The organism is Lysobacter sp. GQ73, from assembly GCF_059758755.1.
The window spans coordinates 168,050-182,110 of record NZ_JCAXEE010000006.1 but is presented as its reverse complement, the minus strand read 5'-3'; the positions used below and the strand labels follow the sequence as shown (position 1 = coordinate 182,110).

11 protein-coding genes and 1 tRNA gene are annotated in these 14,061 nt (G+C 66.8%); 2 read left to right on the top strand and 10 right to left on the bottom strand.

Annotation, left to right across the window (positions count from 1 at the left end; genetic code table 11):
- The first annotated feature begins 122 nt into the window (after positions 1–122).
- On the top strand, positions 123–548 hold the full coding sequence (locus AC6CH2_RS17420) for a glutaredoxin family protein (protein WP_498270291.1): 426 nt from the start codon (positions 123–125) through the stop codon (positions 546–548).
- A 129-nt stretch (positions 549–677) separates the two neighbouring features.
- Here AC6CH2_RS17420 and AC6CH2_RS17415 read toward each other — a convergent pair whose 3' ends face one another.
- From AC6CH2_RS17415 to murJ, 10 genes are all read right to left on the bottom strand, one after another.
- Complete coding sequence (locus tag AC6CH2_RS17415; protein ID WP_498270290.1) at positions 678–1,241, bottom strand: hypothetical protein; 564 nt, start codon at positions 1,239–1,241, stop codon at positions 678–680.
- An 87-nt stretch (positions 1,242–1,328) separates the two neighbouring features.
- Positions 1,329–2,885, bottom strand: a complete 1,557-nt coding sequence (locus AC6CH2_RS17410; protein ID WP_498270289.1) for a glycoside hydrolase family protein — start codon at positions 2,883–2,885, stop codon at positions 1,329–1,331.
- Between the two features lie 200 nt (positions 2,886–3,085).
- The gene (radA, locus tag AC6CH2_RS17405; protein ID WP_435394169.1) at positions 3,086–4,501 is read right to left on the bottom strand and encodes a DNA repair protein RadA; all 1,416 of its coding nucleotides are present in this window, start codon (positions 4,499–4,501) and stop codon (positions 3,086–3,088) included.
- A gap of 284 nt (positions 4,502–4,785) precedes the next feature.
- Positions 4,786–5,073: a hypothetical protein gene (locus AC6CH2_RS17400; RefSeq protein WP_498270288.1), complete on the bottom strand. Its 288-nt coding sequence runs from the start codon at positions 5,071–5,073 to the stop codon at positions 4,786–4,788.
- Positions 5,074–5,915: 842 nt separating this feature from the next.
- A tRNA-Thr gene (locus AC6CH2_RS17395) sits at positions 5,916–5,991 on the bottom strand.
- Positions 5,992–6,027: 36 nt separating this feature from the next.
- On the bottom strand, positions 6,028–6,978 hold the full coding sequence (gene ispH, locus AC6CH2_RS17390) for a 4-hydroxy-3-methylbut-2-enyl diphosphate reductase (protein WP_498270287.1): 951 nt from the start codon (positions 6,976–6,978) through the stop codon (positions 6,028–6,030).
- Between the two features lie 144 nt (positions 6,979–7,122).
- On the bottom strand, positions 7,123–7,620 hold the full coding sequence (gene lspA / locus AC6CH2_RS17385) for a signal peptidase II (protein WP_435394163.1): 498 nt from the start codon (positions 7,618–7,620) through the stop codon (positions 7,123–7,125).
- An 83-nt stretch (positions 7,621–7,703) separates the two neighbouring features.
- Positions 7,704–10,562: an isoleucine--tRNA ligase gene (gene ileS / locus AC6CH2_RS17380; protein ID WP_498270386.1), complete on the bottom strand. Its 2,859-nt coding sequence runs from the start codon at positions 10,560–10,562 to the stop codon at positions 7,704–7,706.
- A gap of 89 nt (positions 10,563–10,651) precedes the next feature.
- Positions 10,652–11,659 (bottom strand): bifunctional riboflavin kinase/FAD synthetase, encoded by a 1,008-nt coding sequence (locus AC6CH2_RS17375; RefSeq protein WP_498270286.1) that lies wholly within the window; start codon positions 11,657–11,659, stop codon positions 10,652–10,654.
- Positions 11,660–11,846: 187 nt separating this feature from the next.
- The gene (gene murJ / locus AC6CH2_RS17370) at positions 11,847–13,481 is read right to left on the bottom strand and encodes a murein biosynthesis integral membrane protein MurJ (RefSeq protein WP_498270285.1); all 1,635 of its coding nucleotides are present in this window, start codon (positions 13,479–13,481) and stop codon (positions 11,847–11,849) included.
- A 127-nt stretch (positions 13,482–13,608) separates the two neighbouring features.
- Here murJ and rpsT point away from each other — a divergent pair, with 127 nt between their 5' ends.
- Entirely contained in the window at positions 13,609–13,878 is a 270-nt protein-coding gene (gene rpsT / locus AC6CH2_RS17365) for a 30S ribosomal protein S20 (RefSeq protein ID WP_031371909.1), read from the top strand.
- Positions 13,879–14,061 lie beyond the last annotated feature (183 nt).

Genomic DNA, 14,061 nt, shown 5'->3' with positions numbered 1-14,061 from the left:
CATACGCCTCATCGCCTGTCGGCGAACGCCGCCCCGCGCCGGTCGCGACCGCAAGCGAGTCTCAATACCCCATCACAGCCACCGCCGGCCCGCGCACGCCCCGGCTTTCTCGAGGACATGGAATGAACTTCAAGTCGATCCTGACGACGATCCTGGTCGTGGCGCTGGCGCTCGGCCTCGGCGTCGGTGCCGGTTACCTGGTCCGCAACAGCGGCCTGCTCGGCAACGGCGGCGGAGGCGGCGGTGCGGTGGTGACCCAGGGCGATTACTCGTCGGTCTATGCCAAGGCCGGCGGCGAGGTGGTGATGTATTCGCTGTCGACCTGCCCGTTCTGCAAACAGGCGCGAGAGGTGCTCGAAAAGCAGAACGTCAAGTTCGTCGAGCGCATCATCGACCAGGACAAGGACGCCAAGGCCGAAGCCGATGGCCTGAAGATCAAGAGCGTGCCGACCTTGTACATCGGCGACCAGAGCCTGCAGGGCTACGACGAAGCCAAGCTGGTCGAACTCATCAATGCGCACGGCAAGACGGCCAAGCCGGCGGCTTGAGCGTGCCGGGTCGGTGCAGCGGTCGAGATCGATGGATCTATCCAGCCCGGATCGATCCAGCCCGGATCGGCCGCAACGCGCTGGAGCTCGATGCGTCCAGCGCGGCTCGCCGGTCCAGCATCGACGAGGCTAGCCGGCGAGCATCCTTAGCCCGGCAGCGAACGCTGCGCCCAGCAGCGTCCCGCCGATCACCTCGGCCAGACTGTGGCGCGCCAACTTGAGGCGCGACCACGCGAGCAACGGCAACAGCGCGATCGCGAGCGCGGCCAACGCCGGTTGCAACGAACACAGCGACACCCCGGCGAACGCCAGGCTCGCCATGTGCAGCGACAGTTTGATCCAGCGGTTGAACAAGGCCGCCGCGACCACCATGGCCGCGACCGCAAGGATGCCCTGCCCCATCGGCGCGGCGCGTTCGCGCATCCACCACCAGCACACCGCCAGCACCGCCAGCAGCACCGCATAGAGCAAGGGCCGCTCGCTGGGATGCGAGGCGTCCACGGTCGACCAATGCCCGCCCCGGCGCCGCTGCGCCACGAAGACCCAGCTCACCAGTACCGCCGCCGCGACCCCGCACAGCGCCGACCAGAACGCCTGCGGTGCGAGCACCCGTACGCTGACCATGGTCAGGCCGATGTAGACCGCGAACGGGTGCAGCACGATCGAGGTCCAGCGGGCGAACCTGCCTGCCACGGACGCAGGAAGCTTCGCGGCGGGCGGATCGGGGTTCATTCGTCCGCAAACCTCTTAAGCGACGGCACAGCCCGCACCCGAGCTCCCTCAGGTTTCGGCGTGCCAAGCCCAGCGGATGTCGCCATTGCCCGGATTCTTGCATTGCACGTGCAGATAACCTCCATCGACCTGGACCAGACGGATTTCAGCATCGCCGGCCGCCGCGCTGTTGGGAACCACGCCGAACTTCGAAGGCGTACCGAGCAAGCCGTGCGGTATCGAAAAAGTACTGAGGCCGTTGCCGCTGAACGTCGCCACGCCGCCGCCGCGAGTCTGGATGTTGTTGGTGTTGAGGATCATTACTTTGTTGGCGTCCTGCGGCTGGCAATTGACCGGCACCGGGTGGGTGCCGAGGGTGCCGCCCGCCACGTGGATGCGCGTGATCTCCCCGACCGCGGCATGACCCAACTCCAGGAAGCGTTGGTTGCCGTCGTAATTGGGCGCAACGATGTCCAGACCGTGTACCGCGGCGCCTGGCAAAGTGCGGATCGCAGGCTCCGGCGGGTTGCCGCCGAGCTGGAATTCGCAGTTGATCAGGCTGATTCGCTTCGCGCGCCCACGGAAAGTTATGCCGGCTTTGGTACCTGAGATATAGCAGTTGGAAAAATACAGGTGCTCGGCGTTGTACAGGGTGATCGCATCGGCGGTTTCCCCGGACTGATTGAAATAGCAGTTGGAAAAGTACAGGAAACGACACGGCTTCAGCGGTCCGCTGGTGCCACCGCCATCGACGAACAGCGCTTCCTTGACCGAGCCTTCGAATACGGTGTTGCTGATCTGGTGAATGCCCGAATAGGTCGCGTTGGAGACCAGCCGGAAGCAGTTCTCGCTGAGCTTGGCCGGGGAAATCATGCAGTCCGACAACACCACGGACCCGGCATTTTCCAAGTAGAAACCGTACTTCCCCCTGGATGCGGTCATCTGGCATTGCCAGAACTGCACTGCATAACCGGGCAGATCGGTGGAGGGCCCGGCGCCGTTGACATGCGCATTGAGGCAGGTAAACCAGCGAATGTTCTCGAAGTAGGAATAGAACACGACGCCGTAGATGTGGATGCTGTTGTTGCAGCCATCGAACACGACATTGCGCAGGTAGATGTTGCCGATGCCCTGGTTATTCCCGTTGCCGTCCGGCTTGACGCCATACAGCAATACGCCGTCCTGCTGCATGCGTGCCGTCCCTTGGCCCTGATCGGCTTGGAACACGGCGTCGCCGACGATGCCGAAGTTCTCCAATGTGCATTGGCACTTGATGGTCAAGGCGGGCGCATTGGCCTTGATGCACAACCTGCTGCCCTGGGTGCCGGCATCGATGCCGCTGATCTTGATCGCCTCGCGCCCATTGATCGGCTCGATCGTGAGCCCGCTGTTGAGAACGATGTCGCCGCTCGGCAAGACCAGCTCGAGCTCGTTGGCGATGCAGTAATTGATCGCCCGTGTCATCGCCGCGGAGTCGTCGCTCGAACCGTCTGCCAGCACGCCGAAATCGATGGCGAACACGGAGCTTCTCGAAATGGGAGTCGGGGGCGGATCGGCCATCGCGACTGGCATCGCGGTAGCGGCCAGGCCGATCGGAAGGGCTCCAATGAAGTGACGACGCTGCATGACTGCATCCTTGTGATGAGCGGGCGACGTGCCCGTGCAGAGTCTAAAGCCGAAGCGGATCGAGGCCTGAGATAATCGCTAGACAGAAGGGCCTTAATTCGCTGATGTGTGCCACCCGGCCGATTGCACAGAGCGCAATATTTCAGCCGCATTACTTCGTCGCAGCATGGCCGCGACCGAGATTGGGGCGGAGTCCGACACTAGGCCGCGTCCAGGGCCTCGGACAGGCGCTCGACCGCGATCACTTCCATCTCGCCGATGCGGCCGCCGCGCGGGGCGTTGCCCTTGGCGACGATGGCGCGCTTGAAGCCGTGGGTCGCGGCTTCCTTGAGACGGTCTTCGCCGTTCGGCACCGGCCGGATTTCGCCGGACAGGCCGACTTCGCCGAAGGCGACGGTGTGCTCGGCCAGGGGCTGGTCGCGCAGCGAGGACAACACCGCCAACAGCACCGGCAGATCGGCCGCGGTTTCCTGTACGCGGATGCCGCCGACCACGTTGACGAACACGTCCTGGTCGCCGACTGAAATGCCGCCGTGCCGATGCAGCACCGCCAGCAGCATCGCCAGCCGGTTCTGTTCCATGCCGACCGCGACCCGGCGCGGATTCGACAGCGGCGAGGAGTCGACCAGCGCCTGCACCTCGACCAGCAACGGCCGGGTGCCTTCGCGCGTCACCATCACGCAACTGCCCGGCTGCGGGCTGCGGCTGCCGGAAAGAAAGATCGCCGAGGGGTTCGGCACTTCGCGCAGGCCCTTGTCGCTCATCGCGAACACGCCGAGCTCGTTGACCGCGCCGAAGCGGTTCTTGAAAGCGCGCAGCACGCGGAAACGGCTGCCGCTCTCGCCCTCGAAATACAGCACCGCGTCGACCATATGCTCGAGCACGCGCGGGCCGGCGATGCCGCCCTCCTTGGTGACGTGGCCCACCAGGAACACCGCGGTGCCGGTTTCCTTGGCGTAACGCACCAGCCTCGCCGCGCTCTCGCGGACCTGGCTGACCGACCCCGGCGCGGCGCCCAGTTGTTCGGTCCACAGGGTCTGCACCGAGTCGGCGACGATCAGCGCCGGCTTGGTCGCAGCGGCGTGTTCGAGGATGCGCTCCACCCCGGTCTCGGCCAAGGCATGCACGCCGTCGAGCGGCAGGCCGAGCCGGGCGGCCCGGCCGGCGACCTGCGACAGCGACTCTTCGCCGGTGACGTACAGCCCCGGCAGGGTCTGGGCCATGCGGGTGATCGCCTGCAGCAGCAGGGTCGACTTGCCGATGCCGGGGTCGCCGCCGACCAGCACCACTGCGCCGTGCACCAGGCCGCCGCCGAGGACGCGGTCGAACTCGCCGATGCCGGTGCTGACCCGCGACTCCTCGCTATGGCGCACGTCCTTGAGCGCGGTCACCGCCGGCGCATCGACGCGCCCGGCCCAGCTGGAACGCCGGCTCGCGGCCACGCCGCCGCCCGCGCCGGCCTTGACCGCCGGCTCGACGATGAATTCGCTGAGGGTGTTCCAGCCGCCGCATTCGCCGCACTGCCCCTGCCACTTGTTGTAGTCGGCGCCGCACTCGGAACAGACGTAGGCGGTGCGGGCGGCCTTGGCGGCCGACTTGGCGGGCGGTTTGGACATATTCGACATGGGCGGGCGACGACGACGAAGCGATACCAAGCCGCACTGTAGCCGCTCGGCGTCGCATCCTGCGAGATGGATCGCGTAGCTCAGCGGTCGGCCGGGCCTGAACGACCGGCCGTTCGTTACCGATCGCCAAATCACCTAAAGAGGAGGAGCGGCGGGCGCCGAGCGACACCGCGCGCACCGGCGATCAAGCAGCGCCGGCTTCGATGCCTGCGCGCCGTCCAGCAATGCCGTTCGGCCTGATCAAGCCGACGCCGACGACGAGCGAGAACGCCCGCTCAGGCCGCGACCGGCCGATGCTGCTCGGGATAGATGGCGCGCAGGTTCTGCTGCGGGGTCGCGAGCAGGCCGCTTACATCGTGCGAGGCGACGATGCTGTAGCCGCGCGCATCGATGTCCTTGGCGATCGTGTGCCAATCCAGCTTCGGCATCGCCATCGAGGTATCGATGGTCCAACCGAAGCGCAGGGCGCCGAGCGCCTTCATTTCGTCCAGCGGCAGCCAGCTGTCGGCAGGCGCCACCACGTAACCTTCATCCTCACCCACCACGAATACGTCTACGCGCATTTTTATCAGTGCCTTTGCTGTCTGTGCTGTGTGTGCTGCAAGCCGGCGCATGGTGTCGATCGGCCCGATAAAAAAAGGTGAAGGGGGAATGGCGTTTTAGTGAAGTGTCGTCCGATGCTGAATCTTGGATTCAAGTTGTATGCAAGTTGATGACAGAAGCACTGCGTCCTGTGTTGCCTTGCAGCATGACAAAGCGAGATCTCAGCCATTGCGACGCGGCCCACCGGAGGAAAACGATGGTGTGCGCCAGGCTACTTCATCACCGATAACGGTGGCCCGCGACTTGCCGGTGCCGCGAGGACGCGCGACGATTCGAAGCGGCAGCGAAGTCTGCAGGCCGCACGGTGCAATGCCGTAATCGCCGACTGAGGAACTACACTCGAAGCGGACGAGTCACCGCAAGCGATGCATCGACTGATTCGCTCGGATCCGGAGAACGGCGACGGTTTCCGGATGCCCTGCGACTCTTGTGGGCCGATTGCTTTACCTGACGATCAAACAAAAAGCCCCGCTTTCGGCGGGGCTTTCGGTACCGGTTCCGGAAGGCGGACGGCCGTTGGATCATTGGCCGGGCGGTTGCTTTGCCTTCGCTCTTTACCGGTGCGACTGCCGGCGGTCAAACAAAAAGCCCCGCTTTCGGCGGGGCTTTCGGTACCGGTTCCGGAAAGGCGCACGGCCGTTGGATCATTGGCTGGGCGTTGCTTTGCCTTCGCTCTTTACCGGTGCGACTGCCGGCGATCAAACGAAAAGCCCCGCTTTCGGCGGGGCTTTCGGTACCGGTTCCGGAAGGCGAACGGCCGTTGGATCATAGGCCGGGCGGTTGCTTTGCCTTCGGGGTTACGTGGTGCCGGAAATAGGAATCGAACCTACGACCTACGCATTACGAATGCGCCGCTCTACCAACTGAGCTATTCCGGCGAAGGCGGTGATTCTAGGGCGCCAGGGCCCGGGCGGTCAATTGACCAGCTGCAGGCGCAGTTCCTTGGGCAGGGCGAAGACCATGTTCTCGGGCTCCCCTTCCAGCTCGTTGACGCGCTCGGCGCCCAGTTCGCGCAGGCGCTCGATGACCCCCCGGACCAGGATCTCGGGGGCCGAGGCGCCGGCGGTGATGCCGATGCGCTTGCGGCCGCGGACCCAGTTCGGGTCGATCTCGACGGCGCCGTCGATCAGGTGGGCCTCGACGCCCTCGCGCTCGGACAGCTCGCGCAGGCGGTTGGAGTTGGAGCTGTTCGGCGAGCCGACCACCAGCACCAGGTCGCAGCGCTCGGCCAGCTGGCGCACGGCGTCCTGGCGGTTCTGGGTGGCGTAGCAGATGTCGTCGTGGCGCGGGCCCTGGATCGCCGGGTACTTGGCGCGCATGGCTTCGATCACCGCGCGGGTATCGTCGACCGACAAGGTGGTCTGGGTGGTGTAGGCCAGATTCTCGGGCTGGTCGACCTCGAGCGCGGCGACGTCCTCGATGTCCTCGACCAGATAGATCCGGCCGGAACCGGCCTCGCGCCGCCACTGGCCCATCGTGCCTTCGACTTCCGGATGGCCTTCGTGGCCGATGAGGATCACGTCGCGGCCGGCGCGGCAATGGCGCGAGACTTCGAGGTGGACCTTGGTCACCAGCGGACAGGTCGCATCGAAGACCTTGAGGCCGCGGCGCTCGGCTTCCTCGCGCACCGCCTTGGATACGCCGTGGGCGCTGAAGATCACCGTCGCGCCGTCGGGCACTTCGTCGAGTTCTTCGACGAAGACCGCGCCGCGATGCTTGAGGTCGTCGACCACGAAGCGGTTGTGCACGACTTCGTGGCGCACGTAGATCGGCGCGCCGAGGGTCTCGATGGCGCGCTTGACGATCTCGATCGCGCGGTCGACGCCGGCGCAGAAGCCGCGGGGGTTGGCGAGGATGACGTCCATGGGGGCTATTGTACTCCCGTCGGGGACCCGCAGCGCCGGGCCCGGCGGCAGGAACTAGGAACTAGGAACTGGACCGGCTCGGCTGTCTACTTACTAGTTGCTCGTTTCCAGTTACTCGTTTCTAACTCCTCGCCCCCGCCCCGCTCACTTCTCGCTCTCGGGCTTGCTGAACAAGCCATAGACCGCGATGCCGATGGCGCCGGCGACGATGGCCGAGTCGGCGATGTTGAACGAGGGCCAGTGATAGTCGCGCCAGTACCACTGGATGAAGTCGACGACATGGCCGTGCAGCATGCGGTCGATCACGTTGCCGATCGCCCCGCCGATCACCAGGGCGTACGGCAGCGCGGTCTTCCAGTCGCTGCGCGCGGCGCGCGACAGCCAGTACCCGAGCAGGCCGCTGATGCCGATGGCGAGGATCGCGAAGAAATACTTCTGCCAGCCGCCGGCGTCGCTGAGGAAGCTGAAGGCCGCGCCGGTGTTGTAGCTGCGGTACCAGTTCCAGAACCCGTCGATCACCGGCACCGCGGTGTACTCGGGCAGCGAATTGAGCACCCAGGCCTTGCTGAGCTGGTCGAGCACGATCACGACGATCGAGACGATCAGCCAGGGCAGTGCGTTCTTGCGGGGGGTATCGGTCATGAGCCTTGGGGTCTACGAATCGGTGCGAAACCGGTGGAGTGAAGCGACCGCGCGCCGCCTTGCCGCGCGCGGTCGTGCCGCGGTCAGAACCAGTGCCGCTCCTCGCCCTCGCCGGCGACGTTGCTCACGCAGCGGCCGCACAGCTCGGGGTGTTCGGTTACCGCGCCGACGTCGGCGCGGTAATGCCAGCAGCGCACGCACTTGCTCTTGCTGGTCGGCGCGGCGAGCACGGCGATGTCCTTGATGCCGTCGTCGGCGATCACCTCGACATCGCCGCTGATGAACAGGAAACGCAGTTCCTCGGCCAGCGGCGCCAGCCAGTTCTGGTCGGACACGCCGCAGCGCAGCGAGATCTCGGCCTCGAGCGCGGCGCCGATCTGGCCGGCGGCGCGCATCGGCTCCAGGGTCTTGGCGACGCTGTCGCGCAATGCGAGCAGACGCTCGAACTCTTCGTTCGACAAGGCGGCATCGGCCGGCAGCAGCGCCAGGCCGTCGTACCAGGTCGCGAACAGGACGTTGTCTTCGCGCGCGCCGTTTTCGGTCTGCGCCGGCAGGTGACGCCACATCTCGTCGGCGGTGAACGCCAGGATCGGCGCGATCCAGCGCACGAAAGCCTCGGCGATGCGGTACATCGCGCTCTGCGCCGACCGGCGGCCGCGCGAATCCTCCTGCATCGTGTACAGGCGGTCCTTGGTCACGTCCAGGTACAGCGAGCCCAGGTCGACGCTGCAGAAGTTCGACAGCAGTTGCACGATCTCGGCGAAGTCGTAGCGGTCGTAGGCCGAGGCGATGCGGTCCTGCAGTTCGGCGGCGCGATGCACGATCCAGCGGTCCAGCGCGACCATGTCGGCGAGCGCGACCATATGCCGGCCCGGATCGAAACCGGCCAGGTTGCCGAGCAGGAAGCGCGCGGTATTGCGCAGGCGCCGGTAGATGTCGCCGTTCTGCTTGAGGATGCTGTCGGAGACCGACATTTCGGCGCTGAAGTCGGTCGCCGCGACCCACAGGCGCAGCACATCGGCGCCCATCGCGTCGATGACCTTCTGCGGCACGACCACGTTGCCGAGCGACTTCGACTGCTTCTTGCCGTGCTCGTCGACGGTGAAACCGTGAGTCAGCACCTGCCGGTACGGCGCCGCGCCGTCCATCGCCACGCCGCTGAGCAGCGCGCTGTGGAACCAGCCGCGGTGCTGGTCGGAGCCTTCCAGGTACAGGTCGGCCGGCTTGCGCAGCCCGTCCTGCGGACGCTGTGCGAGCACGCATTCGTGGCTGGTGCCGGAGTCGAACCAGACGTCGAGGATGTCGTTGACCTTCTCGTAGCCCTCGGCCTCGTCGCCGAGCAGTTCCTCGGCGGTCATCGAATACCAGGCGTCGACGCCTTCGCGTTCGACCCGGTCGGCGACCTGGCGCATGACCTCGACCGTGCGCGGATGCGGCTCGCCGGTTTCGCGGCTGAAGAACAGCGCGATGGGCACGCCCCAGTAACGCTGGCGCGAGATGGTCCAGTCCGGACGCGCCTCGATCATGTTGTAGATGCGCGCTTCGCCCCAGCCCGGCACCCAGGACACGCCGCCGATCGCGGCGAGCGCGTCGCGGCGCAGGCCCGCCTGCTCCATCGAGATGAACCACTGCGGGGTGGCGCGGAACACCACCGGCGTCTTGTGGCGCCAGCAATGCGGATAGCTGTGCTTGAGCCGGCCGGTCGCGAGCAAGGCGCCGCGTTCGCGCAGCACCTCGAGCAGTAGCGCGTCGATCTTGAAGATGTGCTGCCCGGCGAGCTCGTGCGTGCCCGCCGGCGGCGTCGACGGCAGGTAGCGGCCGCGCGCGTCGACCGGGTTGATCTGCGCGGCGCTGTAGCGCTCGATCAGGCCGTACTTCAGCGAAACCGCGTAGTCCTCCTGGCCGTGGCCGGGTGCGGTGTGCACCGCGCCGGTACCGGCGTCGACGGTGACGTGGTCGCCGAGCAGCACCGGGATCTCGCGCTCGGGATAGAACGGATGTTGCAGGCGCAGGCCTTCGAAGGCCTCGCCCGGATGCGAGGACCAGTCACGGGTTTCCACGCTGTGGCCCTGCTTGAGCGCATCGGCGTTGGCGATCGCGGCGAGCACGCCGCCGGTCAGCTCGCTGGCGACCAGCAGGTATTCCGGACGCTGGCCCGGTTCCTTGAACAGCGCTTCCTCGCTGGGCTCGATCCGCACCAGCGAATACTCGACCTGCGGGCCCATCGATACCGCCAGGCTGGCCGGCAGCGTCCACGGCGTGGTGGTCCAGATCGGCACCGACAGCGGCGCGCCGTCGTCCTCGACCCCGAACACGTCGAACACGCGCTTGCGGTCGAGCACCGGATAGCGCACGTAGATCTGGGTCGATTCCTTGTCCTGGTATTCGATCTCGGCCTCGGCCAGGGCCGAGCCGCAGTCGAAGCACCAGTGCACCGGCTTGGAGCCGCGCACCAGGTGGCCGCGCTCGACGATCTTCGCCAGCGAACGGATGATGTCCGCCTCGTAGCGGAAATCCATGGTCAGGTAAGGGTGCTCCCAGTCGCCGATCACGCCCAGGCGCTTGAAGTCGCGGCGTTGCAGGTCGATCTGGGTGGTCGCGTACTCGCGGCACTTGGCGCGGAATTCGGCCGCGTCGAGCTTGTCGCCGACCTTGCCGAACTCCTTTTCGACCTTATGCTCGATCGGCAGGCCGTGGCAGTCCCAGCCCGGCACGTAGGGCGCGTCGAAGCCGGCCAGCAGCTTGGACTTCACCACGATGTCCTTGAGCACCTTGTTGACCGCGTGACCGATGTGGATCTCGCCGTTCGCATAGGGCGGGCCGTCGTGCAACACGAAGCTGCGCTCGCGATCCTTCACCTTCTCGCGAATTCGCCCGTACAAGCCTTCGCTTTCCCAGCGCGCCAGGGTTTCCGGCTCGCGCTTGGGCAAATCGCCGCGCATCGGGAAATCGGTCGCCGGCAGCAACAAGGTGCTCTTGTAGGGATTGGCGGGAGCGGATTGGCTCGGGTCTTTGGCGGTCACAGCAGCTCTCATGCAGGTGTTTGGGTCGTTGCCGCGAGCGGGCCCGGCAACGGCGCGACGGCGCGTTGCGAGTCCAGCCGCAGCAGACCGCGCGCCTGTTCGGCGTCGCGGTGCATTTGCTCGGTCAGCGCCGGCAAGTCGGGGAATTTCAATTCGGGACGCAGGTGGGCGACGAATTCGACCTCGATGCGGCGACCGTACAGGTCGCCGTCGAAGTCGAACAGATGCGCTTCGAGCAAGGGCTCGACCCCGGCGACGGTCGGCCGCGTGCCAAGGCTGGATACCGATGGCCAAGGTCGGTCGCCGATGCCGTGGACCCAGGTCGCGTAAATCCCCGACAAGGCCGGGGTCTTGCCGCCGAAGCGCAGGTTGGCGGTCGGAAAACCGAGCGTGCGGCCGAGCTGCTGGCCGCGCACGACATGGCCGCCGATCGCGTAGCGGCGCCCGAGCCAGCGCGCGGCGGCGGCGAAATCGCCGGCCAGCAGCGCCTCGCGGATGCGCGTGCTGGACACGCGCTCGCCGTCGAGCAAGACCGGTTCGATCTCGTGCGCGGTAAAGCCGCGGCCCTCGGCCGCGCCCTCCTCGCCCAGGCGCCGCAGCAGCGCGATGTCGCCGCCGCGGGCCTTGCCGAAACGGAACTCCGGGCCGACCCAGACTTCGCGCGCGGACAGGCGCTGGACCAGCACCCGGCGCACGAACTCCTCGGCGCTCAGGGCGCTGAGCCGGCCGTTGAAACGCAGCAGGCCGACCTGGTCGGCCTGCAGGGCCAGCAGACCTTCGGCCTTGGCGCGCGGCAGCAGCAGGCGCGGCGGCGGCGCGGCAGGGGCGAAGAACTCGCGCGGCAGCGGCTCGAAACTCAGCGCGACCGCCTCGACGCCCAGGGCGTGCGCGCGCGAAACCGTGTGGCGCACCAACGCCCGATGCCCGAGGTGCAGGCCATCGAAGGCGCCGATGCAGACCACACTGCCGTGCGGGCACCGCGGCCCGCCCTCGACGTCACGAAACAGCCTGCTCATTAGTGTCCGGCGTGGGGACCCGGACGAACCGGGACATTGCTTGAAGGATGAATCAGGAAGTATAGCCGCCGCCCGCCACTCTCAACGGGGCCGCTGAGCGCGGCCCGCCAGTCTTCAACGGGGCCGCCGAACGCGACCCCTGTCGCGGCGGCGGGCGACCCACGATGCCGACCTCGGCAAGCGGCGTTCAATGGCCGCGCAGGTCGCGCATGCGGATGCCCTGCAGCCACAGCGCGGCACCGTAGAACGCGCCGCCGGCGCCGACCACCACCGCGAGCTTCCAGGCGCGCTCCCACCACGGCCAACCGGTCCAGCCGGTCCAGAACCACAGCAGCCCCAGCACCACCACCGTCATCGCCACGCTGGCGACCGCGATCTGGCGCAGGAACCGGCCCCAGCCGGGCTGGCGCGTATAGACCTTGGCGCGGCGTAGGTACCAGGCCAACTGCAGGGCGTTGACCCAGCCGGCGATGGCGATCGCCAGGGCCAGGCAGGCATGCGCGCCGGGCACCTCGCCGAGCGCGCGGCGCAGGTCGCCGCCGCTGCTCTGCAGGGCGGTGCGGCCGGCCTCGGTCAGGTACAGCACCGCCAGCAGCAGGCCCACGGTCGAGACCAGGTTGACGATCACCGACACCACCGCCGACTTGACCGGGGTCTTGGTGTCCTGGCGGGAGTAGAACGCCGGCGCCAGCACCTTCACCAGCAGGAAGGCCGGTACCGCGATCGACTGAGCCATCAGGCTCAGGCGGATCATCGCGGTGTCGTGGGCGGTCAGGCGGCCGTACTGGAACAGCGAGGCGACCAGCGGCTCGGCGCACAGCACCAGCCCGAGGCAGGCCGGCACGCCGATCAGCAGGCACAGGCGGAAGCCCCAGTCCAGGCCCTTCGAGAAGCCCTGCGGGTCGGTCGCGGCATGGCGCTTGGACAGATGCGGCAGGATCACCGTGCCGATGGCGACGCCGAACATGCCCAGCGGGAATTCGAGCAGGCGGTCGGTCAGGTACAGCCAGGTCACGCTGCCGGCGATCAGGAACGAGGCCATCGCGGTGTTCAGCAACAGGTTGACCTGGGCCACCGAGGAGCCGAACAGGGTCGGCACCATCAGCCGCATGATCTTGCGCACGCCCTCGTGCGAGGCGCCCCAGCGCGGCCGCGGCAGCAGCCCCAGCCTGGCCAGCGCCGGCAACTGGAAGCCCAGTTGCAGCACGCCGGCGAGCAGGACGCCCCAGGCCAGCGCCAGCACCGGGTTCAGGCCCATCGGGCTGAACACCCGCTCGGCACAGACCGCCGCGGCGATCATCGACAGGTTCAGCAGCACCGGCGACAACGCCGGGATGGCGAACTTCTCGTAACTGTTCAGGACCCCGCCGACCAGCGAGGCCAGCGAGATGAACAAGGCGTAGGGGAAGGTGATCTGCAGCATCTGGGTGGCCATCCGGTACTGCTCGCTGCCGGGCTCGAAGCCCGGGGCGAACAGCGCCATGACCCAGGGCGCGGCGAAGATCACCACCGCGGTCAGGACCAGCAGGAAGGCGCTCAGGGTGCCGCTGACCCGGTCGATCAGCTCCTTGACCGCGGCCTGGTCGTGCTTTTGCTTGTATTCGGCCAGGACCGGCACGAAGGCCATCGAAAACGAGCCCTCGGCCGACAGCCGGCGCATGAAATTGGGGATCCGGAAGGCCACGAAGAACGCGTCCATGGCCGGGCTGGCCCCGAAGACGACCGCGTAGACCTGGTCCCGGGCCAGGCCGGAAACCCGCGAAATAAAGGTCATCGCGCTGAAAATGGCCGAAGAACGCAGCAAGCCGCCACCCTTGCTCATCGCCGCCCCCCGTTCCAGTTGACGCAACCCACTGAATCGCCCATACTTTTGGGTCTGATTTTCCGTAACTGCATTTCACCGCCCAGTTTCATTAACGCTTTTCACCAAATATTCCAGGAATCCACTCGTGGCAAACATCAAGTCCGCCAAGAAGCGCGCCAAGCAGACTGTCGTGCGTAACGCCCGTAACGCCAGCCAGCGTTCGATGCTGCGTACCGCCGTCAAGAAGGTGCTGAAGGCCCTCGGCGAGAACGACGCCGCCAGTGCCAAGTCCGCGTTCGACGTCGCTCAGCCGATCCTCGACCGTTTCAGTGCCCGTGGCCTGATTCACAAGAACAAGGCCGCCCGTCACAAGAGCCGTCTGTCGGCCCGCATCAAGGCACTGGCAGCCGCCTGATACGTCGCTCGCGACGTGACGAAAAAGCCCGGCTTCGGCCGGGCTTTTTCGTTGTGCGGCCGATGCCGCATCGTGCAGGCGGGCGCCGCAGGCGACGGAATTCTTCAGGCGAGGCACGGCCGACATGGCCGGCATCGTCTGCCCCAATGGTGAAGCGAGATTGAAGTCGCGCGCGCATGGCGC

Excerpts from the sequence above, each read along its gene's own strand:
- AC6CH2_RS17420 (WP_498270291.1), top strand. The coding sequence starts at position 123 with ATGAACTTCAAGTCGATCCTGACGACGATCCTGGTCGTGGCGCTGGCG.
- AC6CH2_RS17410 (WP_498270289.1), bottom strand. The coding sequence starts at position 2,885 with ATGCAGCGTCGTCACTTCATTGGAGCCCTTCCGATCGGCCTGGCCGCT.
- radA (WP_435394169.1), bottom strand. The coding sequence starts at position 4,501 with ATGTCCAAACCGCCCGCCAAGTCGGCCGCCAAGGCCGCCCGCACCGCC.
- AC6CH2_RS17400 (WP_498270288.1), bottom strand. The coding sequence starts at position 5,073 with ATGCGCGTAGACGTATTCGTGGTGGGTGAGGATGAAGGTTACGTGGTG.
- ispH (WP_498270287.1), bottom strand. The coding sequence starts at position 6,978 with ATGGACGTCATCCTCGCCAACCCCCGCGGCTTCTGCGCCGGCGTCGAC.
- lspA (WP_435394163.1), bottom strand. The coding sequence starts at position 7,620 with ATGACCGATACCCCCCGCAAGAACGCACTGCCCTGGCTGATCGTCTCG.
- ileS (WP_498270386.1), bottom strand. The coding sequence starts at position 10,562 with ATGCGCGGCGATTTGCCCAAGCGCGAGCCGGAAACCCTGGCGCGCTGG.
- AC6CH2_RS17375 (WP_498270286.1), bottom strand. The coding sequence starts at position 11,659 with ATGAGCAGGCTGTTTCGTGACGTCGAGGGCGGGCCGCGGTGCCCGCAC.
- murJ (WP_498270285.1), bottom strand. The coding sequence starts at position 13,481 with ATGAGCAAGGGTGGCGGCTTGCTGCGTTCTTCGGCCATTTTCAGCGCG.